We start from the raw sequence: 22,223 nt of genomic DNA on the forward strand, positions 1-22,223 counted from the left end.
ACCTACCATGACGGGTCTGAAACTCAAGCCGGAATTCAAGCCGGCAGCTCGGGATAACCGCCGGGCTCAAAACCGATCAGTCGCCACGCCCACCAGATGCGTCACCGCGTCGTCGGCATCCGGCGGCAGTGCATCCACCGGCCACCAGCGCAGGTCCACCGACTCGTCGCTAATACTGATCTGCGCGCCGGCCGGCGCGTGCGCCACGAATTGGAGGTCCAGGTGCCGGGTCGGCACACCCAGGGAGCACGTCAACGGATGCACGTGCACGGCCGCCAGCTGCGGATCCAGCCGCAGCCCGGTGATGCCGGACTCCTCGGTGGCCTCGCGCAGCGCGGCGGCGTGTATGTCGGCGTCGGTCGCCTCGCAGTGCCCACCGAGCTGCAGCCAACGGCCGACCCGCGGATGCAGGGTCAGCAGCGCCGTCTCGCCGGTGTGGTCGAGCACCAGCGCCGAGGCGGTGATGTGTCCTGGCACGCAAGCGCGTTCGCACGCATCGCTGCGGGCGTCCAGAAACGCCAGTACCGCGTGCCGCAGCGAGTCCTGACCGGAATCCGGTGCCGTCCAAGACCGCAACGCCGCCACCGCGGAGCCGTGCAGGCTCATCGCCGCACCAGAAGGTCGCCCACGTCAGTCGGATCACGTGGCTCGGGAGGCTCGGTTGGGTAGCCGATCGCAATGGCGCCCAACGGTTCCCAATCGTCGGGGAGACCCAGCTCCGCACGTACCAGGTCGGCGGCGAAGATGGTGGACCCGATCCAGCAGCTGCCCACGCCGCGTACTGCCAGCGCCACCAGCAACCCCTGAACGGCGGCGCCGGCCGCCACGGTGAACATGGTGTGCTCGGCGTCGGTGCGGGCGGCGTCGGGGTAGTGGTGAGCACCGTCGGGAACCATGATCGGGATGACGACTTCCGGTGCGTCGTAAAGGATCCGGCCGCGTGCGACACGCTTCTCGATGGACTCCGGCGACTTGCCATCGCCGGCCAGGTCGGCGCGCCACTGATCGGCCATCGCGTCGAGCAGCCGGGTGCGCACGGCCGGGGTCTGCAGCCAGACGAACCGCACCGGCCGGGTGTGGTGCGGGGCGGGGGCGGTCAGGGCCTCGGCCATCGCGCCGGTGATCAGCTCGGCCGGCACCGGTTCGTGCGCGAACGTGCGTACCGAGCGGCGCAGCAGCTGGGCTTGGCGATGACCGGTCTCGATGGCCTCGGCGGTGCCCAGCCAGAACAGGTCCTCGGGCCCCGAGCGCACCAGTGCCGCCGCGGTGGAGCCGTCGTCGGAGCTGGAGAATCCGCGCACCACGGCCACCGGAACGTCGGTGAGCTTGCCCTTGACCAGGTCTGCGGCCGCAGCGAGTTCGTCGGCGACGGCCACCTCGGTGACCACCAGCTCGTTGCCGTGCCGGTCGACGGATCCGGCGTAGCCGTTGAGCACCGACAGGCCCGATGCCCCGATTGCGACGTCGATCTGCCCGTTGCGCCAGGCGCGGCCCATGGTGTCGGTGATCAGCACCGCCACACCGACACCCAGGTGATCGGCGAGCGCGACGCGCAACGCCGCGGCGCTGGCGTCGGGATCGACCGGCAGCAGGGCGAGTTCGCACGAGCCGACGTTGGAGCCGTCCACCCCGGCGGCGGCCTGCACCAGACCGAGGCGATTCTCGGTGATCCACGTGCGACCCTTGCGGGCCAATACTCGCACGGCTTCAGCCTCAACCAGCTGGCGGCGCAACGCATCCCGCGCCTCGGCGTCTTGCGGCGCGGGCACGATCCGGCCCTCGCACTTGGACACCACCTTGCTGGTGACCACGACGATGTCGCCGTCGGCCAGCCACGGTGCGGCCTGGGCCAGTGCGGCGGCCAGATCATCACCCGGCCGGAACTCGCCGAGGCCGGTTACCGGCAGGATCTCGACTCGGGCCGCGCTGCCGTGCTCGCTCATCGGAGGCCCGCGAGATCCAGTCCGGTGCGCACCATCTCGGCCGTCGCCGCCGGATCGGTCATCAGCAGCGGTGCGGCATGCACCCTCACACCGGGGACCTCTACGCCGGGGGCGTCCTCACCGTCGTGCACCAGCCAGTAGTCCAGGATGCCGGTTCCGCTTCGCGCGCCGTGGTATTCGCCGACGGCCTGCGAGGTGGATTCGATACCGATCACGTTCAGGCAGACATCGGCCATGCCGCGCAACGGCTTTCCGGCGATGATCGGCGAGTACCCGACGATCGGCGCGGGCGTGGAGCGCAGTGCGGCCCGAATACCGGGGATGGCCAGGATGGCGCCGATGCTCACCACCGGGTTGGACGGCGCCAGCAGCACCACGTCGGCTCCGGCGATGGCCTCGAGTGATTCCGGTGTCGCGGTGGCCTTCTCGGAGCCCACGAACCCGAATCCGTGGGTGGGCACTGCGGCGCGGTAGCGCACCCACCATTCCTGGAAGTGGACGGCGCGCTGGGTGTCGTCGTCGGGATCGGTGATGACGACGTGGGTTTCGCAGCTGTCGTTGGTGACCGGCAGCAGGGTGGCGCCCGGCTTCCAGCGGTCGCACAGTGCCGCGGTGACCTCGGTCAGCGGGTAGCCGGCCCGCAGCGCCTGGGTGCGCACCAGGTGGGTGGCCAGGTCGCGGTCACCGAGGCCGAACCAGTCCGGCTGCATGCCGTAGCTGTTCAACTCCGCCATGGCGTTCCAGGTCTCGTCGCGGTGGCCCCAGCCGCGGTCGGGGTCCACGCCACCGCCCAGGGTGTACATGCAGGTGTCGAGATCGGGGCAGATTCGCACGCCGTGCATCCAGGCGTCGTCGCCGACGTTGACCACCGCGGTCAACTGGTGTTCGACACCAGCGGACTCGTCGGCGAACTGGCCCAGACCCAGCAGTTTCTGGACGCCGAGCAGGAACCGGGCGCCGCCGACCCCGCCGACGAGAACCGTGATCTTCACAGCGCACGACAGTACCTTCGACGAAGGGGTGCTCGCGGCGGCGGACCGGGCCAACGGCCGCCCCGCGGGCCCCGGTAGGACACGCCGACGCGGCGGTGTGGGTTAGATGACACGGACTCGCCGGTCTCGGACACATCGAAAATCGATCACGAGATGGTAAGGAATTTGGCCATTCGGCTTGACCGAGCCAGCTAACCCGTGTCTAATCACAACAGTGTCATTTCCCGGTTGGCCAGCCGATTCTGGTGTCGCAGACCGAGATTCGATCACATGTTCGAATTGAGATGTGCTGCATCCCAATATGCGGGCGACGGAGCAGGATTGGCGCAACGAGGTGAGGAGGCGGGGCATGTCCTATGAGCACCTTTGGGGCGTAATGGGGGAAACACCGCATGCCGGTACCGACATGACATCGATGGGAGCCGAGCCGGTCCGTAACCGGCCGCATCTGAGTCTGGTTCCCGAGCCCGAGGGCTACGACGAGTTCGACTCGTTCGACGCCGACTCGGCCACCAACGAGGAATGGCAGGAGCGCGCCTTGTGCGCGCAGACCGACCCCGAGGCCTTCTTTCCGGAGAAGGGCGGCTCGACTCGGGAGGCCAAGAAGATCTGCCAGCGCTGCTCGGTGCGCAGTGAATGCCTGGAGTACGCGCTGGCCCACGACGAGCGCTTCGGTATCTGGGGCGGGCTGTCCGAGCGTGAGCGCCGCCGCCTCAAGCGCGGCATCATCTGAGCGTTTGAGAACCTGAGCCTTCGGGGATATTCAGTCGTCGATCGTCGGGTCGATGACGCCTGGCTCGACATCCAGATAGGTGGCGACCTGCGCCACCAGAATCTCGTGCAGCAAGTCCTCGAGTTCGATGCTGTCGTTTGCGCGTTGCTCGATCGGCTTGCGGAACAACAGGATTCGCGCCCGAGTCGGATTACCTCGAACGTCCACCCCGGCGGGGATCAACCGCGCCAGCGGAATCGGCCCGTCGGCGACCACTTCGGGCGGCCACTGCACGCTGTCGGGATCCTTCGCAGCGATCCGCGGAATCTCGTCGACGGCGATGTCCACAGCCGACAGTCGTTGTTTCCAGCGCTGCTCGATCGGTTCGTAGGCCTCCAGCACCGCCATGTCGAACCGTTCGGCGCGGGTGCGCCAGCCCGGCACGGTAGGCGGCAGCAGCGGCCCGCGGGGCTCGCGGCCGCGCCGGCGGCGACGCGTGGCGATCACGCAGCGATGGTAACGGTTGCGCATAGGGTGCCCGCCCATTGCGCGTGTCCGCCGCCGCGGCGGTGCAGGGCCGCGATAGCCTCACGGGCGTGAACGTTCCGCGTCGCTGCTGTCGGCCAGCATGCCCGCACTACGCGGTGGCGACCCTGACGTTTGTCTACTCGGACTCCACCGCCGTGGTCGGCCCACTGGCCACCGCCGCCGAGCCGCATTCCTGGGACCTGTGCTTCAGTCACGCCGGCCGCATCACCGCCCCGCGGGGCTGGGAACTGGTGCGCCACCCCGGCCCGTGGGTGTCGCCCGAAGAGGACGACCTGATCGCGCTGGCCGAAGCCGTCCGTGAGGGCGAGAAGGGCCAGAAGAGCGTTGCCGCCCCGGTCAACGGCTGGTACCCGCAGGCCGCGCCGACGGACACCGCGACGCGCGGCGCGCCGGTGACCACCCTGGGCGGCGGAGTACTGGCCCCGCCCGGGCCGTCGGGCAAGAACAACGGCCGGCGGCGTGGTCACCTGCGGGTGTTGCCGGACCCGTCGGACTGATCTCCGATTACGGGATAGGCTGGAGCGTCCAGAGTCCACTTCGTCAGGAGCCCTGTCCATGTCTCGGCCCGCTGCGGCTGTCCACCGTGTGATCAAGGCTTACGACGTGCGTGGCTTGGTCGGTTCCGAAATCGATGAATCCCTGGTTGCCGAGGTCGGCGCCGCGTTTGCCCGGCTGATGGCCGCCGAAGGCGCCGGCCGGGTGGCGGTCGGCCACGACATGCGGGACAGTTCGCCGCCGCTGTCGGCGGCGTTCGCCGACGGGGTGGTGGCCCAGGGTCTGGACGTGGTCCGGATCGGTTTGGCCTCCACCGATCAGCTCTACTTCGCGTCCGGGAAGCTGGACTGCCCGGGTGCGATGTTCACCGCCAGCCACAACCCGGCCGCTTACAACGGCATCAAACTGTGCCGGGCGGGCGCCAAGCCCGTCGGCGCCGACACCGGACTGAGCGTGATCCGCGACCAGCTCATCGACGGCGTCGACCCGTCTGCCCCCGGCAAGCACGGCAAACGCGGCACGGTCACCGACCAAGACGTGCTGGCCGACTACGCGGTGTTCCTGCACTCGCTGGTTGACATCACCGGACTGCGCCCGCTGCGGGTCGCCGTGGACGCCGGCAACGGCATGGCCGGGCACACCGCGCCGGCGGTGTTCGGCTCAGTCGGTGGGATAACGATGCTGCCACTGTATTTCGAGCTGGACGGCAACTTCCCCAACCACGAGGCCAACCCCCTGGACCCGGCCAACCTCGTCGACCTGCAGAGGTTCGTCCGCGAAACCGGCGCCGATATCGGCCTGGCCTTCGACGGCGACGCCGACCGCTGCTTCGTCGTCGACGAGCGCGGTGAGCCGGTCTCCCCGTCGGCGGTCACCGGACTGGTCGCCGCCCGCGAGCTGGCGCGTGAGCCCGGTGCCACCGTCATCCACAACCTGATCACCTCCCACGCCGTGCCGGAGCTGGTGGCCGAGCGCGGCGGCACCCCGCTGCGATCGCGGGTCGGACACTCCTACATCAAGGCGCTGATGGCGCAGACCGGGGCGATCTTCGGCGGGGAACATTCGGCGCACTACTACTTCCGGGACTTCTGGGGCGCCGACTCGGGCATGCTGGCCGCCCTGCACGTGCTCGCCGCGCTCGGCGAACAGCAGCGCCCGCTGTCGGAGCTGACCGCGGACTACCAGCGCTACGCCGCGTCCGGCGAGATCAACTACACCGTCACCGACGCCCAGGCGTGCGTCGACGCGGTGGTCGCGTCCTTCGACGAGCGGGTGGTCTCGCTCGATCGCCTCGACGGCGTCACCGTGGACCTGGGTGGGGGCAGCTGGTTCAACCTGCGCAGCTCCAACACCGAACCGCTGCTGCGGCTCAACGTCGAAGCGCCCGACGACGCCACCGTGGCTGCGGTGGTGTCACAGGTCGCCGAGCAGATCGCCCGGTCGTGACCGGGTATTCCGGAGCGATTCCGGGAACCACCATCGACCTCGACGACACCGAGGCGCTGCTGGCCGCGGACCACGACGGGGCACTGTGGGCGGCGTCGATGGCCGGGGCGCAGGTCCGGGCCACCGCATCCATGGTCGACGAGGGTGCTCTGGACGAGGTGCGCGGCGATGCCGGCGACTATCCGCCGCGCACGGTGATCTGGGTGTCCACCCGCGGTGCGGCGTCGACGGCCGGAAGTCTGCTGGCGGCTGCGCGCGGCGATTCTGGGCGGGCGCCACTGGTGCCGGCCGCCGAGGCCCCGGCATGGATCGGCTCGCTGGACGTGCTGGTGATCGCCGGTGACGACCCGGGTGATCCGGCGCTGGTCGCGGCAGCCGCCGCCGGGGTGCGACGAGGTGCGCGGGTGGTGGTGGCCGCTCCTTATGAGGGCCCGCTGCGCGACGCCACCGCCGGCCGCGCCGCGGTACTGGAGCCGCGGATCGGTGTGCCGGCACAGTTCGGACTTCCCCGTTATCTGGCCGTCGGCCTGGCCGTGCTGGACGCCCTCGGGCTGGGGGATGCCGACGGCCGCGTCGACCTCGCCACGCTGGCCGACGAACTCGACGCCGAGGCGCTGCGCAACAGCGCCGCCCGGGAGCACTTCACCAACCCCGCCAAGATATTGGCGGATCGCATCGTCGGCCGCGATGTCGCGCTGGTCGGTGACTGCGCGGCGACGCTGGCGCTGGCCCGGCACGGTTCGGCGATGATGCTGCGCGTGGGGCGGACGGCGGTGGCTTCGGCCGGTCTGGCCGACGCGGTTAGTGCGCTGCGCGACCAGGCCGCCTCCGGGTCGGCCGACATCTTCCACGACGACCAGATCGACGGCCCGGCCGCCGACCGGCTGCGGGTTTTGGCGCTGACGCTGGCCGCCGAACGTACAGTGGTGGCGGCTCGGACCAGCGGTCTGGACGACGTCGACCTGGTCGCTGCCGCAGACGTGCCGGTGGCGCCGGGGGAATCGGGAGAGCTGACGCCGGGCCGGATCGAGCAGCAGCTTGCGGTGTTGGCGGTGCGATTGGAGATGGCCGCGGCCTACGTGCGGATTTTGCGGGGTTGACGAAGACAGTGGATCACTTGCGTGGCGCGATACGGACCTACGCCTGGGGGTCGAGGACCGCGATCGCCGAGTTCACCGGTCGGCCGGTGCCGGCGGCGCACCCGGAAGCCGAGCTGTGGCTGGGGGCGCACCCCGGCGACCCGGCCCGCCTGGAGACCGACGACGGCGAGGTGTCGCTGCTCGACGTGCTGAACGCCGACCCGGAGGGCCAACTCGGCGCGGTCGCGCTGGCCCGTTTCGGTGACCGGCTGCCGATGCTGGTCAAGGTGTTGGCCGCCGACGAGCCGCTGTCGCTGCAGGCCCACCCCAGCACCGTGCAGGCCCTGGAGGGCTACCAGCGTGAGAAGCGGCTCGGTGTTCCGGTGAACTCGCCGATCCGCAACTACCGCGACACCAGCCACAAGCCGGAGCTGCTGGTGGCGCTGCAGCCGTTCGAGGCGCTGGCCGGGTTCCGGCCGGTGGCGCGCACCATCGAGCTGCTGCGGGCGCTGGCGGTCTCGGATCTGGACCCGTTCATCGACCTGCTTGCCGGCCACCCCGAGAGCGATCAGACCGACGCCGACGGCCTGCGCGCGGTGTTCACCACCTGGATCACCGCGCCGCAACCCGACCTGGATGTGCTGGTGCCCGCGGTGCTCGACGGCGCCATCCACTACCTGAGCACCGATGCCGGCGAGTTCGCCGCGGAGGCCAAGACGGTGCTCGAACTCGGTGAGCGCTACCCGGGCGACGCCGGTGTGCTGGCCGCGCTGCTGCTCAACCGGATCAGCCTGGCGCCCGGTGAGGCGATCTTCGTCTCGGCGGGCAACCTGCACACCTATCTGCACGGTGTCGGGCTGGAGGTGATGGCCAACTCCGACAACGTGTTGCGTGGCGGGCTGACTCCCAAGCACGTCGACGTCCCCGAACTGTTGCGGGTGCTCGACTTCACTCCCACCACCGAGGAGTCGCTGCGGCCGGTGACGCGGGTGGAGGGGCCGGAGCTGATCTACCAGACGCCCGCCGAGGAGTTCGCCGTGTCGCGGGTGACCCTCGACGGCGACTATCTCGGTCACGAGGTGGACGCGCCGTCGCGGCACTGCGACCGTCAGGGCCCGCAGATCCTGCTGTGCACGCAGGGATCGGTCGCCGTGCACGCCAAGTCCGGGTCGCTGACGCTGAAGCGCGGGGAGTCGGCCTGGGTGTCCAGCGACGACGGGCCGATCCGGTTGCTCGCGCAGAAACCGGCGTCGTTGTTCCGCGCCACGATTGGGCTCTGACATGTCGGCCTCGGGCAGTTCCCGGGCGATCGTGGCCGCACTGGTGGCCAACTTCGGGATCGCGCTGGCGAAGTTCACCGGCTATGTGATCACCGGCAGTGCCGCCATGTTGGCCGAGGCGGCGCACTCGGTCGTGGACACCTCCAACCAGGCGCTGTTGCTGTTCGGCCAGCGGGCCGCGGCCAAGGCGCCCGACGCGCTGCACCCGTTCGGGCACGCCCGCAGCCGGTACTTCTGGTCGTTCGTGGTGGCGCTGGTGCTGTTCAGCCTGGGGGCGTTGTTCGCGCTGTTCGAGGGTTACGAGAAGATCCGGCACCCCGTCGAGCTGACGTCGCCGCTGGTGGCGATCGTGATCCTGGTGGTCGCAATCGGGTTGGAGACCTACAGTTTCCGTACCGCGATGGCCGAGTCGCGGCCGCTCAAAGGCCAGGGCAGCTGGCTGCGCTTCGTGCGCAACTCGCGCAATCCCGAGCTTCCGGTGGTGTTGCTGGAGGATACCGCGGCGCTGATCGGCCTGGCGCTGGCGCTGCTGGCGGTGGGGCTGAGTGTGCTCACCGGCAACCCGGTGTGGGACGGCATCGGTACGCTGGCGATCGGCGTGCTGCTGGCCGTGGTCGCGGTGTTCCTGATGACCGAGATGCACAGCCTGCTGATCGGCGAGGGCGCCACCCCCGCCGAGGACCAGGCCATTCGTGCGGCTTTGGAGAGCACCGACAACATCGACCGGCTGATTCACCTGCGGACCCAGTACTTCGGTCCCGACGAGATGCTGGTGGGAGCCAAGGTCGCGATGGCTCCCGATCTGGCGTTGGCCGCCGTGGCCGCGACCATCAATAGCGCCGAAGCCGCCATCCGGGCGGCGGTGGCTTCGGTGCGCGTCATCTATATCGAGCCGGACCTGGACCGGACACCTGTGCCAGACTCGCTGGAGCAGAAAGGTTGATCGCTTTGTCCAGCTTCACCTACGAACAGCTCGCCGCGGCCTGCCAGGCCGGCGGTGCCAGCACGTTGAGCGTGTCCACCCCGTTGGCCCCCGCCGGTGGTCCGCACGCCGCGATCAGCCCGGCGCACCGCGCGGGCCGCGGCCCGTCGGCGATCGCCCGGGAGACCCGTCTGATCGACGGTGAGCCGACGGCCACGGTGGTCATCGACGACAACCAGAGCCAGATCCAGCGGGTCGAGGCCGCGATCCTGCAGGGGATCCGGGACCGGCACCCGCTGCTGAGCCGGGTGCCGCACATGCAGGTCTCCTACGAGGGCGGCCGGCTTCTCTACACCGATCTGGAGCTGCCGCAGCGGATCTTCGACGGGCACTTCCTGACCGGCGCCATCGACGGCAAACCCGCGATCGCCCATCCGCGCTACCGGACGGCGCGCGAGGCCACCACCGAAAACGCCCGCGCCCTCATGGAATTGAGCCCGGGAAGCCTGGCGTTCGGCGCCATCGACGCCGCCCGCGGCACCGGCCAGAGCCGGTTTCGCGGCGTGTTGTCCGGCGAGATCATCGGCGTGCTCGTCGACGGCGCGCCGGCCGATCCCCGCACGGCGGCCGAGCACGGGGTGTGCTGCGCGCGGATCATCCGCACCCAGGTGCTCAGCTTCGCGGCGCTGCGGCAGCTGCGGTTCGACAGCGGGCCGGCCGGCGACGAGGCGGCCCGGGCGCTGCTGGCGGCCTACGCGCTGGCCGGACTGGCGCGCTCCAACTCCGAGCTGAGCATCCGGGCCAACTGCGACCTGGTCGAGACCGGCCGGACCACGTTCAAGCTCGATGCCCGCGACGGCGAGTTCGTCGAGCTGCCGGCGCTCTCGATCGAGCAGGCCGACGCGCTGCTGGAGCACGCGCTGGAGCAGGCCTACCGCGAAGCCGACATCACCTGGCGCGGTCAGGTGCTGGCCGTCACCGGCAATTCGGCGGCCTACAACGCGGCACTGAACGGGGGAGTGGCGGTAGACAAGCCCGCCGTCTCCGAGCCGCGCCGGTTCCGGCTGCCGCACTTCATCGAGGCCCGCCGCAGCGCGGCGCGCTGAGGTCTTATGGGTTAGAGCAGCCTTCGGCTGCTGTGCCAGTCCTGGTCGGCGGGTAGGCGACGCAGCAGCTGGTTGACCGCGGCGGTGACGTTGCTCGCGGTTCCGGGTGCAATCAGCATCTGTGGCCTTGCGGCCGAGATGCTGTGATTGCCGATGTCGGTTCGATTGCGGCCCGCTAGAAGGCGCCTCACCAGGTCGTCGCGTTCCGTGGTGACGACTGGCTGAGCGAGTGCTTGCCGTCTGGAGCTGGCCCGGTTGCGCCAGCCCGTCAGTGCAGGATCGGTCGATGCCAATGCTGAAAGCAAGTGCGAAAGGCGATCTGCGGCGTCGTCGACCGAATCGGAGCGGGGGCCCCACTGCGCAATCACGGACGATCGTGACATCGTGCGCCGCTATCCTCCCGGCAGCTCGATGGCGGCGAAGTTCACCGTCGCGGTGGCGGCCAGCTGGTCGTCGTTGCCGCGGTAGATGTCGACCTGGGCCACCACCGAGCGCCGCCCGGTGCGCAGGATCGACGCGACGGCCCGGGCGGGGCCGACGGTGATCGGCCGCAGGTAGCGGATGAACAGATCGGTGGTGGCGATGCCGTTGCCGAACGCGGTGCTGCGGGCGGCCAGCTGTCCGGCCGCGACGTCGGCCATGGTGGCGATCAACCCGCCCTGCAGGCCGCCGGCGGTGTTGACCACCCGCTCGTCGACCGGCATCTCCATGGTCAGGGTGCCCGCGGCCGAGGCCACTTCCTGCAGGCCGAGCTGGGCGAACAACTCCCGGATCGATTGGGGTGCGGTCATGGCCTCGGTCAGCGCGCTTCGATGTCGTCCCAGACCGCGGACAGGGTTCGCAGGATCTCCTCGGCGCGGCCCAGGCCGGCCAGATGGCTCTCGCCGGGCAGTGTGTAGAGCGTGGCGTCGGGCAGCAGTGAGACCGCGTGCTCGCCGTGGGAGTAGGGCACGATGTGGTCGGCGTCGCCGTGCCACCAGTGCACCGGCACCGTGATCTCGTCGAGCCGGAAACCCCAGTAGCGGGCGAACAGTACGGCGTCGGCGATCGGTGCGGCCAGCTGCTTGCGTGAGCCGTTGAGCAGGTCGTCGAGGAACATGGCTTTGAACTCCGGGCGGCCCAGCAGCCGGCGGTCGCCCTCGGGGGAGATCAGCGCGTAGAGCTCCAGGGCCGGTGAGGCCACGGGGCGGATCATCCGGATCAGTCCGGTGGCCAGCATGCTGATCGGGCGTCCGGCGCGCTCCAGCACCGGCTCGGCGATCCGGGCCAGCGTCATCAAGGGGCTGTCGATGGCTTCGGGGCCCACGGCCGGGGCGACACCGCCAAGGATGCCCGCGGTCACCACCCGATCGGGCATCGCGGACGCGCACGCCAGCGTGTAGGGGCCGCCGCCGGACAGGCCGATCACCGCCATCTTGTCGATGCCGAGCGTGTCGGCCACGGTGCGCAGGTCTACGGCGAACTGCGACACCGTCTCGTACTGGTAGGGGGTCGAGGAGCCGATGCCGGGCCGGTCCACTCCGATCAGCCGGATGTTGGCCTCGGCGGCATAGAGCCTGGCCTCGACCGGAATCTGCCGGCGCGCTCCGGGGGTGCCGTGCAGCCAGAACATGGCCCGGCCTTGGGGGGCGCCGAACTCGGCGAACCCGAGCTGGCGGTCTTCTCCGACGGCAATCTTGCCTTCGATCTGGGGGCGGGCGATCGCATAAACCACGTCCCGAGTGTGGCACGTACCTGGGAGCTGGGTCACAGGCACCAACCAACCCTAGTTTACAAATAGATAGTAAATGTCTAGACAACAGACGGGTGCCAAGGTAATGTCCAAGCGCGACGGCGGCGGAACACGGCGAAAGGGGCATCGGTGAACGCAGGGGACACGCAGGTCTGGCGGGACAAGAAGCGCTACCTGTGGCTGCTGGGCCTGATCGCCCCGACCGCGCTGTTCATCGCGCTGCCGATCATCGCCGGGTTGAACAGGCTCGGTTGGCACGTCGCCGCGCAGCTGCCGTTCTGGATCGGGCCGATCCTGATCTATGTGTTGCTGCCGGCGCTGGATCTGCGTTTCGGCGCCGACGGCCAGAACGCGCCCGACGAGGTGATGGAGGCCCTGGAGAACGACCGCTACTACCGCTACTGCACCTACGCCTACATCCCGTGCCAGTACGCCAGCTTGGTGGCGGGCGCCTACCTGTTCACCGCTACCGATCTGAGCTGGCTGGGTGTCGACGGGTCACTCAGCTGGTTCGCCAAGATCGGGCTGGCTCTGTCGGTGGGCGCTCTCGGCGGTGTTGGCATCAACACCGCCCACGAGCTCGGGCACAAGAAGGTCCGCCTGGAGCGCTGGCTGTCCAAGATCACCCTGGCGCAGACCGGTTACGGGCACTTCTATGTCGAGCACAACCGCGGCCATCACGTGCGGGTGGCCACGCCCGAGGACCCGGCGTCGGGCCGGTTCGGCGAGAGCTTCTGGACGTTCTTTCCGCGCAGTGTCGTCGGTGGGCTGCGCTCGGCCTGGGAACTGGAGACCGCGCGGCTGCGCCGGCTCGGCTTGAGCCCTTGGAGCCCGAAGGCGCTCTTGTCCAACGACGTGCTCAACGCCTGGCTGATGTCGGTGGTGCTGTTCGGCGCACTGATCGCGGCGTTCGGTCCGGCGGTGATCCCGTTCCTGGTCATCCAGGCCGTCTACGGGTTCTCGCTGCTGGAGTCGGTCAACTACATCGAGCACTACGGTCTGCTGCGCCGCACCCGCGCCAATGGCCGCTACGAGCGCTGTACACCCGAACACAGCTGGAACTCCGACCACATCGTGACCAACCTGTTCCTCTACCACCTGCAGCGGCACAGCGACCACCACGCCAACCCCACCCGGCGCTACCAGACGCTGCGCAGCATGGCCGAATCCCCGAACCTGCCCAGCGGATACGCATCACTGATCGGGCTGACCTACCTCCCGCCGTTGTGGCGCCGGCTGATGGACCACCGGGTGCTGGCGCATTACGGCGGCGATATCACCCGGGTCAACATCGCACCGCGGCGCCGGGCGGAAATTCTGGCCCGCCACGGCGCCGCCGAACCCGCGGCGGCCTGATGGCAGCGGCTAATCTCGCGTTGGTGAAACGCATCCCCTACGCCGAGGCATCCCGGGCGCTGCTGCGCGACTCGGTGCTCGACGCGATGCGCGAACTGCTCACCACCCGGGATTGGTCGTCGATCACGCTGGCCGCGGTGGCCGAGGCGGCCGGGGTCAGCCGCCAGACCATCTACAACGAATTCGGTTCGCGTCAGGGACTGGCGCAGGGCTACGCGGTCCGGCTTGCCGACCGGCTCGTCAACGCCGTCGACGACGCGATCAACGGCAACGTCGGCGATATCCACGCCGCGTTCCTGGAGGGCTTCCGGACCTTCTTCACCGAGTCGGCCGCCGACCCGCTGGTGATCTCGCTGCTGACCGGCGCGGCCAAGGCCGACCTGTTGCAGATCATCACCACCGACAGCGGCCCGATCATCACCCGCTGTTCGCAACAGCTCACGTCGTCGTTCATGCACAGCTGGGTTCGCGCCAGCGACGAAGACGCCGGGATCCTGGCCCGCGCGGTGGTCCGGCTCGCCATGAGCTACGTATCCATGCCGCCGGAAGCCGACCACGACGTGGCCGCCGACCTGGCCCGGCTGTTCACGCCCGCCGCGGAGACCTTCGGCGTCATCGACATCGATTGACCCGCCCGAGCTGCCCCGCACCCGCGCCGGTAGCTTGTACCGGAGCCAATTCACCGAACCCACGGGGGCGTTACACATGAGTTTGACCGCGGACACCCGCAACGGCATCGACTACAAGGTCGCCGACCTGTCGCTGGCCGACTTCGGCCGCAAGGAGATCCGGCTGGCCGAGCACGAGATGCCGGGCCTGATGTCGTTGCGCCGCGAATACGCCGGCGTCAACCCGCTCAAGGGCGCCCGGATCACCGGCTCGCTGCACATGACGATCCAGACCGCGGTGCTCATCGAGACCCTGGTCGACCTCGGTGCCGAGGTCCGCTGGGCCTCATGCAACATCTTCTCCACCCAGGACCACGCCGCCGCGGCCGTCGTCGTCGGGCCACACGGTACCGCCGAGGAGCCCAAGGGCACCCCGGTCTTCGCCTGGAAGGGCGAGTCGCTGGAGGAGTACTGGTGGTGCGCTGAGCAGGCCCTGACCTGGGACGGCGAGCCGGCCAACATGATCCTCGACGACGGCGGCGACGCCACCATGATGGTGCTGCGCGGCGCCCAGTACGAGAAGGCCGGCGTCGTGCCGCCCGCCGAGGACGGCGACTCGCACGAGTGGAAGGTCTTCCTGGGCACGCTGCGGAGCCGCTTCGAGACCGACAAGAACAAGTGGACCAAGATCGCCGAGTCGGTCAAGGGTGTCACCGAGGAGACCACCACCGGCGTGCTGCGGCTGTACCAGCTGGCCGCCGCGGGTGAGCTGGTGTTCCCGGCGATCAACGTCAACGACTCGGTCACCAAGAGCAAGTTCGACAACAAGTACGGTTGCCGGCACTCGCTGATCGACGGCATCAACCGCGGCACCGACGCCCTCATCGGCGGCAAGAAGGCCCTGGTCTGCGGCTTCGGTGACGTCGGCAAGGGCAGCGCGGAGTCGCTGAAGGGGCAGGGTGCGCGGGTCACCGTCACCGAGATCGACCCGATCAACGCCCTGCAGGCGCTGATGGAGGGCTACGACGTGCAGACCGTCGAGCAGGCCATTGGCGACGCCGACATCGTCATCACCACCACCGGCAACAAGGACATCATCACCCTCGAGCACATGAAGGCGATGAAGAACCAGGCCATCCTGGGCAACATCGGCCACTTCGACAACGAGATCGACATGGCCGCCCTGGAGACCTCCGGCGCCACCCGCGACAACGTCAAGCCGCAGGTCGACGTGTGGACCTTCCCCGACACCGGCAAGTCGATCATCGTGCTTTCCGAGGGCCGGCTGCTCAACCTGGGCAACGCCACCGGCCACCCGTCGTTCGTGATGAGCAACAGCTTCTCCAACCAGGTCATCGCGCAGATCGAGCTGTGGACCAAGGGCGACGAGTACGACAACGAGGTCTACCGGCTGCCCAAGCACCTCGATGAGAAGGTGGCCCGCATCCACGTCGAGGCCCTCGGCGGCACGCTGACCAAGCTGTCCAAGGACCAGGCCGAGTACATCGGCGTCGACGTCGAGGGCCCGTACAAGCCGGACCACTACCGGTACTGACCTCATGCCGACCGTGCGGTTTCGTACACAACACACCGTAGGTGGCGTACGAAACCGCACACTCGCGCCGTGCTGATCGCGATCGAAGGCGTCGACGGCGCCGGCAAGAACACCCTGACCACCGGGTTGCGGACGGCGTTCGAGGCCGCCGGCAAGTCGGTGGCCACCTTGGCCTTCCCGCGCTACGGGGTCTCGGTGACCGCGGATGTGGCCGCCGAGGCGCTGCGCGGACGCCACGGTGACCTGGCGGATTCGGTGTACGGCATGGCGATGCTGTTCGCACTGGACCGCGCCGGCGCCAAAGACCAGATCGCCGCACTGTGCCGCGACAACGACGTGGTGATCCTGGACCGCTACGTCGCCTCCAGCGCCGCCTACAGCGCCGCGCGGCTGCACCAGGACGCCGCCGGCGACGTGGTGGGCTGGGTGCGGGAACTGGAGTTCGTCCGATTCGGGCTGCCCGCACCGGACTGGCAGATCCTGCTGGATGTGCCCACCGAGCTCGCCGCGCAGCGCGCCCGGCACCGCGAGGACCATGACGCCGCGCGGGCCCGGGATGCCTACGAGCGCGACGACGGCCTGCAGCGCCGCACCGGCGAGGTGTACCGCGGGCTGGCCACGGGCGGCTTCGGCGGGCGGTGGCAGGTGGTGGGCCCGACGGTTGCGGCGGCAGAGCTGGCGGCCGACCTGCGCGGTTAACTCGGCAAAACACGCGTGTGGTAGCAGCATTTTGTCTCGTTCTGGTGACACCATGTACGCCATGAGGCAAAGGATTCTTGTCGTCGACGACGACGCGTCGCTCGCCGAGATGCTCACCATCGTGCTGCGCGGGGAGGGTTTCGACACCGCGGTCGTGGGCGATGGCACCCAGGCGCTCACCGCGGTGCACGAACTGCGGCCCGACCTGGTGCTGCTGGACCTGATGTTGCCCGGTATGAACGGCATCGACGTGTGCCGGGTGCTGCGTAAGGACTCCGGTGTGCCGATCGTGATGCTGACGGCCAAGACCGACACCGTCGACGTGGTGCTGGGGCTGGAGTCGGGTGCCGACGACTACATCATGAAGCCGTTCAAACCCAAGGAGCTGGTGGCCCGGGTGCGCGCCCGGCTGCGCCGCAACGACGACGAGCCCGCCGAGATGCTCTCGATCGCCGATATCGACATCGACGTGCCGGCGCACAAGGTGAGCCGCGGCGGGGAACAGATCTCGCTGACCCCGCTGGAGTTCGACCTGCTGGTGGCGCTGGCCCGCAAACCGCGCCAGGTGTTTACTCGTGAGGTGCTCCTCGAACAGGTCTGGGGATACCGGCACCCGGCCGACACCCGACTGGTGAACGTCCACGTCCAGCGCCTGCGGGCCAAGGTGGAGCAAGACCCGGAGAACCCGACAGTTGTGCTGACCGTTCGAGGAGTGGGTTACAAGGCCGGACCTCCGTGATCCCCACCGGGGAGCGGCGCGCGTGATCTTCAGCTCCAAACGACGCCCCCGGCGCTCGGGTCCGCTGCTGCTCGGCGTCAACACGCTGCGCCGCGCGGTGCAGGTTGCTTGGCGGCGTTCCCTGCAGTTGCGGGTCGTGGTGCTGACGCTGGGGATGTCGGCGGCGGTTATCCTGGCGCTCGGTTTCGTGCTGACCAGCCAGATCACCGACCGGGTGCTCGACGTCAAGGTCCGGGCGGCCACCGAGCAGATCGCCCGCGCCCGGGTCACGGCCGGCGGCATCGTCGGCGGTGAGGAGGCCCGCTCACTGACCTCGAGCCTGCAGCTGGCCCGCAACACCTTGATGTCCAAAACCGATCCGGCCGCCGGCAGCGGAACAGCCGGCGCATTCGACGCGGTGCTGGTGGTGCCGGGCGAGGGGCCGCGGGCGGCCACTGCCGTCGGGCCGGTCGAACAGGTTCCCGCCGCGCTGCGCGAGTTCGTCAAGGCCGGCCAGGTCAGCTACCAGTACGCCCCCGTGCACGTCGAGGGATTCTCCGGCCCCGCCCTGGTGATCGGGACGCCGACGACCTCGCGGATCACCAACTTGGAGCTCTACCTGATCTATCCGCTGGGCACCGAGCGCAACACGATCAGCATGGTGCGGGGCACCCTCGTGACCAGCGGCCTGGTGCTGCTGGTGCTGCTGGCCGGTATCGCGTTGCTGGTGTCGCGGCAGGTGGTGCTGCCGGTGCGGTCGGCCTCGCGAATCGCCGAACGCTTCGCCGAGGGGCATCTGTCCGAACGGATGCCGGTCCGCGGCGAGGACGACATGGCCCGGCTGGCGGTGTCGTTCAACGACATGGCCGAGAGCCTGTCCCGCCAGATCACCCAGCTCGAAGAGTTCGGCAACCTGCAGCGCCGCTTCACCTCCGATGTCAGCCACGAGCTGCGCACCCCACTGACCACCGTGCGGATGGCCGCCGATCTCATTCACGATCACAGCGATGCCCTGGAACCGTCGCTGCGGCGCTCCACCGAGCTGCTGGTCAGTGAGCTGGACCGGTTCGAGTCACTGCTGGCCGATCTGCTGGAGATCTCCCGGCACGACGCCGGTGTGGCCGAGTTGTCGGTGGAATCGGTGGACCTGCGCTCCACGGTCAACAGCGCTCTGAACAACGTCGGCCATCTGGCCGCCGAGGCAGGCGTTGAACTCAAGGTGGACATGCCCGGCGAACCGGTGATCGCCGAGGTCGACCCACGCCGGGTGGAACGGATCCTGCGCAACCTGATCGCCAACGCCATCGACCACGCCGAGCACAAGCCGGTGGTGATCCGGATGGGCGCCGACGACGACACCCTGGCCGTCACGGTCCGCGACCACGGGGTGGGGTTGCGGCCGGGGGAGGAGAAGCTGGTGTTCAGCCGGTTCTGGCGTGCCGACCCGTCCCGGGTGCGGCGCTCCGGCGGGACCGGACTGGGGCTGGCGATCAGCGTCGAGGACGCTCGGCTGCACCAGGGCCGACTGGAGGCCTGGGGTGAACCCGGTCAGGGCGCCTGCTTCCGGCTCACCCTGCCGCTGGTGCGCGGACACAAGGTCACCACCAGCCCGCTTCCGATGAAACCGGTGAATCCCGCCGAGCGCCGCGACGGGCGCCCGCGGGCCCGTGAACACGCCGAGCGGAGCGGGTGATGCGCCGGCTGATCATGGGCCTCGGTGTGGTTGTCCCACTGGCATTGGCTGTGGCGCTGGCCGGTTGCGCCGGGGTGCCCAGTACCTCGGCGCCGCAGGCGATCGGCACCGTGGACTCGCCACCGCCGTCGGTGCTGCCCAAGCCCACCCCGGCCATGGACCCCGATGTGCTGTTGCGCGAATTCCTCAAGGCCACAGCGGATCCGGCCAACCGGCATCGCGCGGCGCGCCAGTTCCTCACTCAGTCGGCCTCGGACGCGTGGGACGACGCCGGCAGCGCGTTGCTGATCGACAACGTGGTGTTCGTCGAAACCCGCAGTGCCGACCGGGTTGCGGTTACGATGCGGGCCGACATCCTGGGCTCGCTGTCGGATATGGGCGTCTTCGAAACGGCCGAGGGCGCACTGCCGGGCCCGGAGGCGATCGAACTGCTCAAGACCTCCGACGGCTGGCGCATCGACCGGCTGCCCAACGGGGTGTTCCTGGACTGGCAGCAGTTCCAGGCCACCTACAAGCGCAACACGCTGTATTTCGTGGACCCGACCGGCAAGACGGTGGTTCCGGATCCGCGCTACGTCGCGGTGTCCGACCCCGATCACCTGGCCACCGAGCTGGTGTCCAAGCTGATCGCCGGGCCGCGCCCAGAGATGGCCGGCGTGCGCAACCTGCTGGCGGCACCACTTCGGTTGCGCGGACCGGTGACTCGCGCAGACGGCGGCAAGAGCGGGGTCGGTCGCGGCTACGGTGGGGCGAAGGTCGACCTGGACAGTCTGTCCACCACCGACCCGAACAGTCGGCAACTACTCGCCGCCCAACTGATCTGGACACTGGCCCGGGCAGATATCAAGGGGCCCTACGTGATCGACGCCGACGGCGCGGCACTCGACGACCGGTTCCCGGACGGGTGGACGACCTCGGACGTGGCCACGACCGACCCGGGCGCCTCCGACGGCGCCGGGGCCGGCGTGCATGCCCTGGTGGGTGGCTCGCTGCTCGTTCTGGACGGCCAGTACGCCAACCGGGTGCCCGGGGCATTCGGCCGGGAACCCGACCAGGAGTCGGCGGCGTTGTCGCGCAACGGGCATCAGGTGGCGTCGGTGGTGGTGCATCCCGGCGGTCCCGACCCGGCGGCCACGCTGTGGATCGGCGACCTCGGTGGTGAGGCGGTGCAGGCCGCCGAGGGGCACACCCTGTCGCGGCCGAGCTGGTCGCTGGACGAAGCGGTGTGGGTGGTGGTCGACGGCAACAACGTGCTGCGGGCCATCCAGGAGGTGGCCTCGGGCCGTCCCGCCCGCATCCCGGTGGACTCCGGCGCGGTCAATGCCAGGTTCCCCGGGCCGATCAGCGAGCTGCAGTTGTCCCGTGACGGCACCCGGGCGGCGATGGTGATCGGCGGTCAGGTGATTCTGGCCGGGGTGGTGCAGACCCCGGCCGGTCAGTTCGTGCTGAACTACCCGCGCCGGCTCGGCTTCGGGCTGGGCTCGTCGGTAGTGTCGCTGAGCTGGCGCACCGGTGACGACATCGTGGTGAGCCGGTCCGACCCGAAGCACCCGGTGTCCTTCGTCAACATCGACGGGGTGAATTCCGATGCGCCCAACGGCAATCTGCAGCAGCCGGTGTCGACGATCGTCGCCGACCCGTCGGCGGTATACGTCGCTGATCAGCGCGGTGTGCTGGCGCTGTCGTCCTCGGCGGCCGAGGACGAGCCAAGCTGGTCGCCGGTGGCGCCGTTCATGACGGCCGGCGCGGTACCGGTGTTACCAGGTTAGCCGCCGGCCACCAGTGACAGCTCGCCGTGGTGTCGGGCCGTCTTGCGCCGCTTGGCGCTGACCACCAGCTTCGCCACCGCGGCCTCGATGCTGCGGGCGAACTCGTCGACGTCGGGCATGGTGTCGTAGTCGGCCAGAATTCCGAAGGACAGGTTCTCGGCGTAGCTCAAGATCGCCACCCCGGTGCGCAGTTGCAGCGCGATCGGCGGCACCGGCAGCACGTCGAGCACCTTGCGGCCCATGATGTGCAGCGTGTCGGAGGGTCCCGGCACATTGGTCGCGATGGTGGTGACGCCGTGCTGCGGCAGGTGCGTCAGCAGCCGGACCGCCCACGCGGTCAGCGGGAACGGAAGGTAGTTGGCCGCCGAGACGAACGCGCTGCCGGCCTGCCGCTGTCCGGTGCTCTTGGTTCTGGTCAACCGGGAGTGCACCAGCCGTAGCCGGCGCACCGGGTTCTCCTCCTCGACCGGCAGGTAGGGCAGCATCACCGAGACCCGGTTGTCGGTCTGGTGGAGGGCATCGCGGGCACGTGTCGACACCGGAACCAGGGTGCGCATCGTCTCGGGGCGGGGCTGCTCGCCGCGGCGGGCCAGCATGCCGCGGTAGCCCTCGGTCAGGGCGGCCAATGCGACGTCGTTGAGGGTCACGTCGAACGCCTGGCAGATCTGGTTGACCTGCTCCAGCGGCACCTTGGCGGAGCTGTACCGGCGCATCGCCGACATCGGTCCGTTCAGCGAGGTGGCGATGCCGTGGTGCAGCAGCCCGACCGACAGCTCGACGGTGCCCCGCGCGGCCCGCAACGCGGTGCTGCCGATCGCGGTGGAGACGTTCCACAGGTCGGTCAGCCAATTCACCGGGTTCACGTTGATGCCGGACAGGTGCGGCGGGCCGGACGAGGCTTTGTGGGAACCGTGGATGTGGCCGGCGAAGCTGGCGATGTCGCCGACACTGTCGTCGCACAGGCCGGTGAACAGGTGCGACGCCGCGATCCCGTCGCCGATGCAGTGGTGCACCTTGATCAGCATCGCCCACCGGTCATTGGGCAGCCCTTCGATGATCCAGATGTGCCACAGCGGCCGGTCCCGGTCCAGGCGCAGCGCCATCTGGTCGGCGACGAAGCGGAACAGCTCGGCGTCGTCACCGGGACTCGGCAGCCCCACCCGTTGCACGTGATGGTGCATATCGAAGGCTGGGTCGTCCACCCACCGGGGCGGCACGAGGTCGAGCGGGTGCGTCTCCAGCTTCTGGACGAATCGTCGGCAGCCGCTGATCCGGGCACCCAACACCGACACCAGCGATGCGTAGTCGGGCGGCGGCCCCTCCAGAACCACCAGACCGCCGATCGCCAGACTGATGTGGCGGTCGGAATCTTCGGCTTCCAGGAAACCTGCGTCCAGTGTCGTCAATTGCTCCACGATCGGACCTCCTACCTGCGCCCGCATCTAATGATCCGCCGGTGCGGGGCGGGTCGGCAGGGCCAGAAGTCCCGAAGCGGCTCCGGCGGCACAAAGTCCTCGAAGCCGGGGTATTCGTGCCCTGTCTCTCCGGACCGGTTCGGGGGACCGTGAG

At 69.3% G+C, this 22,223-nt stretch carries 22 protein-coding genes; 14 read left to right on the forward strand and 8 right to left on the reverse strand.

Annotation, left to right across the window (positions count from 1 at the left end):
* Positions 1-66: 66 nt before the first annotated feature.
* Genes K6T84_RS04380 through cofD form a run of 3 tightly spaced genes read right to left on the reverse strand, consistent with a single transcriptional unit; the run spans position 67 to position 2,935 of the window.
* Positions 67-606 carry an NUDIX hydrolase gene (locus K6T84_RS04380; protein WP_225400473.1) on the reverse strand — a complete coding sequence of 180 codons (540 nt, stop codon included), beginning with the start codon at positions 604-606 and terminating at the stop codon, positions 67-69.
* Positions 603-1,943, reverse strand: a complete 1,341-nt coding sequence (locus K6T84_RS04385; RefSeq protein WP_225400472.1) for a coenzyme F420-0:L-glutamate ligase — start codon at positions 1,941-1,943, stop codon at positions 603-605. Before K6T84_RS04385 ends, K6T84_RS04380 begins: the two co-directional genes overlap by 4 nt.
* Entirely contained in the window at positions 1,940-2,935 is a 996-nt protein-coding gene (gene cofD / locus K6T84_RS04390; RefSeq protein ID WP_225400471.1) for a 2-phospho-L-lactate transferase, read from the reverse strand. The genes K6T84_RS04385 and cofD overlap by 4 nt, the downstream gene beginning before the upstream one ends.
* A gap of 406 nt (positions 2,936-3,341) precedes the next feature.
* On the opposite strand from cofD, the gene K6T84_RS04395 reads away from it, so the two are divergent.
* Entirely contained in the window at positions 3,342-3,668 is a 327-nt protein-coding gene (locus K6T84_RS04395) for a WhiB family transcriptional regulator (protein ID WP_225399848.1), read from the forward strand.
* 30 nt (positions 3,669-3,698) lie between these two features.
* Here K6T84_RS04395 and K6T84_RS04400 read toward each other — a convergent pair whose 3' ends face one another.
* Complete coding sequence (locus K6T84_RS04400) at positions 3,699-4,178, reverse strand: metallopeptidase family protein (RefSeq protein WP_225400470.1); 480 nt, start codon at positions 4,176-4,178, stop codon at positions 3,699-3,701.
* A gap of 65 nt (positions 4,179-4,243) precedes the next feature.
* Here K6T84_RS04400 and K6T84_RS04405 point away from each other — a divergent pair, with 65 nt between their 5' ends.
* From K6T84_RS04405 to K6T84_RS04430, 6 genes are read left to right on the forward strand one after another with little or no spacing between them, the layout of a single operon-like run.
* Positions 4,244-4,693 (forward strand): DUF3499 domain-containing protein, encoded by a 450-nt coding sequence (locus tag K6T84_RS04405; protein ID WP_225400469.1) that lies wholly within the window; start codon positions 4,244-4,246, stop codon positions 4,691-4,693.
* Positions 4,694-4,751: 58 nt separating this feature from the next.
* Entirely contained in the window at positions 4,752-6,137 is a 1,386-nt protein-coding gene (locus K6T84_RS04410) for a phosphomannomutase/phosphoglucomutase (protein WP_225400468.1), read from the forward strand.
* Positions 6,134-7,237, forward strand: a complete 1,104-nt coding sequence (locus K6T84_RS04415) for a TobH protein (protein WP_225400467.1) — start codon at positions 6,134-6,136, stop codon at positions 7,235-7,237. The genes K6T84_RS04410 and K6T84_RS04415 overlap by 4 nt, the downstream gene beginning before the upstream one ends.
* An 8-nt stretch (positions 7,238-7,245) precedes the next feature.
* Positions 7,246-8,496: a mannose-6-phosphate isomerase, class I gene (gene manA, locus K6T84_RS04420; protein ID WP_225402042.1), complete on the forward strand. Its 1,251-nt coding sequence runs from the start codon at positions 7,246-7,248 to the stop codon at positions 8,494-8,496.
* Position 8,497: 1 nt separating this feature from the next.
* Positions 8,498-9,439, forward strand: a complete 942-nt coding sequence (locus K6T84_RS04425) for a cation diffusion facilitator family transporter (protein WP_224861959.1) — start codon at positions 8,498-8,500, stop codon at positions 9,437-9,439.
* A 5-nt stretch (positions 9,440-9,444) separates the two neighbouring features.
* Positions 9,445-10,524 carry a type I-U CRISPR-associated protein Cas7 gene (locus K6T84_RS04430; RefSeq protein WP_225400466.1) on the forward strand — a complete coding sequence of 360 codons (1,080 nt, stop codon included), beginning with the start codon at positions 9,445-9,447 and terminating at the stop codon, positions 10,522-10,524.
* Between the two features lie 11 nt (positions 10,525-10,535).
* On the opposite strand, the gene K6T84_RS04435 is transcribed toward K6T84_RS04430, so the two are convergent.
* From K6T84_RS04435 to K6T84_RS04445, 3 genes are read right to left on the reverse strand one after another with little or no spacing between them, the layout of a single operon-like run.
* Complete coding sequence (locus K6T84_RS04435) at positions 10,536-10,892, reverse strand: Imm52 family immunity protein (protein ID WP_329786644.1); 357 nt, start codon at positions 10,890-10,892, stop codon at positions 10,536-10,538.
* A gap of 24 nt (positions 10,893-10,916) precedes the next feature.
* A complete protein-coding gene (locus K6T84_RS04440) occupies positions 10,917-11,315 on the reverse strand; it encodes a PaaI family thioesterase (protein ID WP_225400465.1) in 399 nt (132 codons plus the stop codon).
* Positions 11,316-11,323: 8 nt separating this feature from the next.
* Positions 11,324-12,238 carry an alpha/beta fold hydrolase gene (locus tag K6T84_RS04445; RefSeq protein ID WP_225400464.1) on the reverse strand — a complete coding sequence of 305 codons (915 nt, stop codon included), beginning with the start codon at positions 12,236-12,238 and terminating at the stop codon, positions 11,324-11,326.
* Between the two features lie 147 nt (positions 12,239-12,385).
* Here K6T84_RS04445 and K6T84_RS04450 point away from each other — a divergent pair, with 147 nt between their 5' ends.
* The 7 genes from K6T84_RS04450 (at position 12,386) to lpqB (ending at position 20,654) form a co-directional block, all read left to right on the forward strand.
* The gene (locus tag K6T84_RS04450; RefSeq protein WP_225400463.1) at positions 12,386-13,612 is read left to right on the forward strand and encodes an alkane 1-monooxygenase; all 1,227 of its coding nucleotides are present in this window, start codon (positions 12,386-12,388) and stop codon (positions 13,610-13,612) included.
* Positions 13,612-14,241 carry a TetR family transcriptional regulator AlkX gene (gene alkX / locus K6T84_RS04455; protein ID WP_225400462.1) on the forward strand — a complete coding sequence of 210 codons (630 nt, stop codon included), beginning with the start codon at positions 13,612-13,614 and terminating at the stop codon, positions 14,239-14,241. Before K6T84_RS04450 ends, alkX begins: the two co-directional genes overlap by 1 nt.
* A gap of 76 nt (positions 14,242-14,317) precedes the next feature.
* Entirely contained in the window at positions 14,318-15,775 is a 1,458-nt protein-coding gene (gene ahcY, locus K6T84_RS04460; protein WP_224861948.1) for an adenosylhomocysteinase, read from the forward strand.
* 69 nt (positions 15,776-15,844) lie between these two features.
* Positions 15,845-16,474 carry a dTMP kinase gene (locus K6T84_RS04465; protein WP_224861946.1) on the forward strand — a complete coding sequence of 210 codons (630 nt, stop codon included), beginning with the start codon at positions 15,845-15,847 and terminating at the stop codon, positions 16,472-16,474.
* 52 nt (positions 16,475-16,526) lie between these two features.
* Positions 16,527-17,213 (forward strand): two-component system response regulator MtrA, encoded by a 687-nt coding sequence (gene mtrA / locus K6T84_RS04470; protein WP_013829915.1) that lies wholly within the window; start codon positions 16,527-16,529, stop codon positions 17,211-17,213.
* Positions 17,214-17,235: 22 nt separating this feature from the next.
* Entirely contained in the window at positions 17,236-18,885 is a 1,650-nt protein-coding gene (gene mtrB, locus K6T84_RS04475; protein WP_224861944.1) for an MtrAB system histidine kinase MtrB, read from the forward strand.
* A gap of 14 nt (positions 18,886-18,899) precedes the next feature.
* The gene (lpqB, locus tag K6T84_RS04480; RefSeq protein WP_408066053.1) at positions 18,900-20,654 is read left to right on the forward strand and encodes an MtrAB system accessory lipoprotein LpqB; all 1,755 of its coding nucleotides are present in this window, start codon (positions 18,900-18,902) and stop codon (positions 20,652-20,654) included.
* Here the strand turns inward: lpqB and K6T84_RS04485 are convergent.
* Entirely contained in the window at positions 20,651-22,069 is a 1,419-nt protein-coding gene (locus K6T84_RS04485) for a WS/DGAT/MGAT family O-acyltransferase (RefSeq protein ID WP_224861940.1), read from the reverse strand. The genes lpqB and K6T84_RS04485 overlap by 4 nt on opposite strands.
* Between the last annotated feature and the right edge of the window lie 154 nt (positions 22,070-22,223).

The organism is Mycobacterium zoologicum (assembly GCF_020181635.2).
Lineage (GTDB): Bacteria > Actinomycetota > Actinomycetes > Mycobacteriales > Mycobacteriaceae > Mycobacterium > Mycobacterium zoologicum.

What these genes read in the sequence shown, in the direction of transcription:
- K6T84_RS04380 (WP_225400473.1), bottom strand. Translation starts at nt 606, where the DNA reads ATGAGCCTGCACGGCTCCGCGGTGGCGGCGTTGCGGTCTTGGACGGCA.
- K6T84_RS04385 (WP_225400472.1), bottom strand. Translation starts at nt 1,943, where the DNA reads ATGAGCGAGCACGGCAGCGCGGCCCGAGTCGAGATCCTGCCGGTAACC.
- K6T84_RS04395 (WP_225399848.1), top strand. Translation starts at nt 3,342, where the DNA reads ATGACATCGATGGGAGCCGAGCCGGTCCGTAACCGGCCGCATCTGAGT.
- K6T84_RS04400 (WP_225400470.1), bottom strand. Translation starts at nt 4,178, where the DNA reads ATGCGCAACCGTTACCATCGCTGCGTGATCGCCACGCGTCGCCGCCGG.
- K6T84_RS04410 (WP_225400468.1), top strand. Translation starts at nt 4,752, where the DNA reads ATGTCTCGGCCCGCTGCGGCTGTCCACCGTGTGATCAAGGCTTACGAC.
- K6T84_RS04425 (WP_224861959.1), top strand. Translation starts at nt 8,498, where the DNA reads ATGTCGGCCTCGGGCAGTTCCCGGGCGATCGTGGCCGCACTGGTGGCC.
- K6T84_RS04440 (WP_225400465.1), bottom strand. Translation starts at nt 11,315, where the DNA reads ATGACCGCACCCCAATCGATCCGGGAGTTGTTCGCCCAGCTCGGCCTG.
- alkX (WP_225400462.1), top strand. Translation starts at nt 13,612, where the DNA reads ATGGCAGCGGCTAATCTCGCGTTGGTGAAACGCATCCCCTACGCCGAG.
- ahcY (WP_224861948.1), top strand. Translation starts at nt 14,318, where the DNA reads ATGAGTTTGACCGCGGACACCCGCAACGGCATCGACTACAAGGTCGCC.
- mtrA (WP_013829915.1), top strand. Translation starts at nt 16,527, where the DNA reads ATGTACGCCATGAGGCAAAGGATTCTTGTCGTCGACGACGACGCGTCG.
- lpqB (WP_408066053.1), top strand. Translation starts at nt 18,900, where the DNA reads ATGGGCCTCGGTGTGGTTGTCCCACTGGCATTGGCTGTGGCGCTGGCC.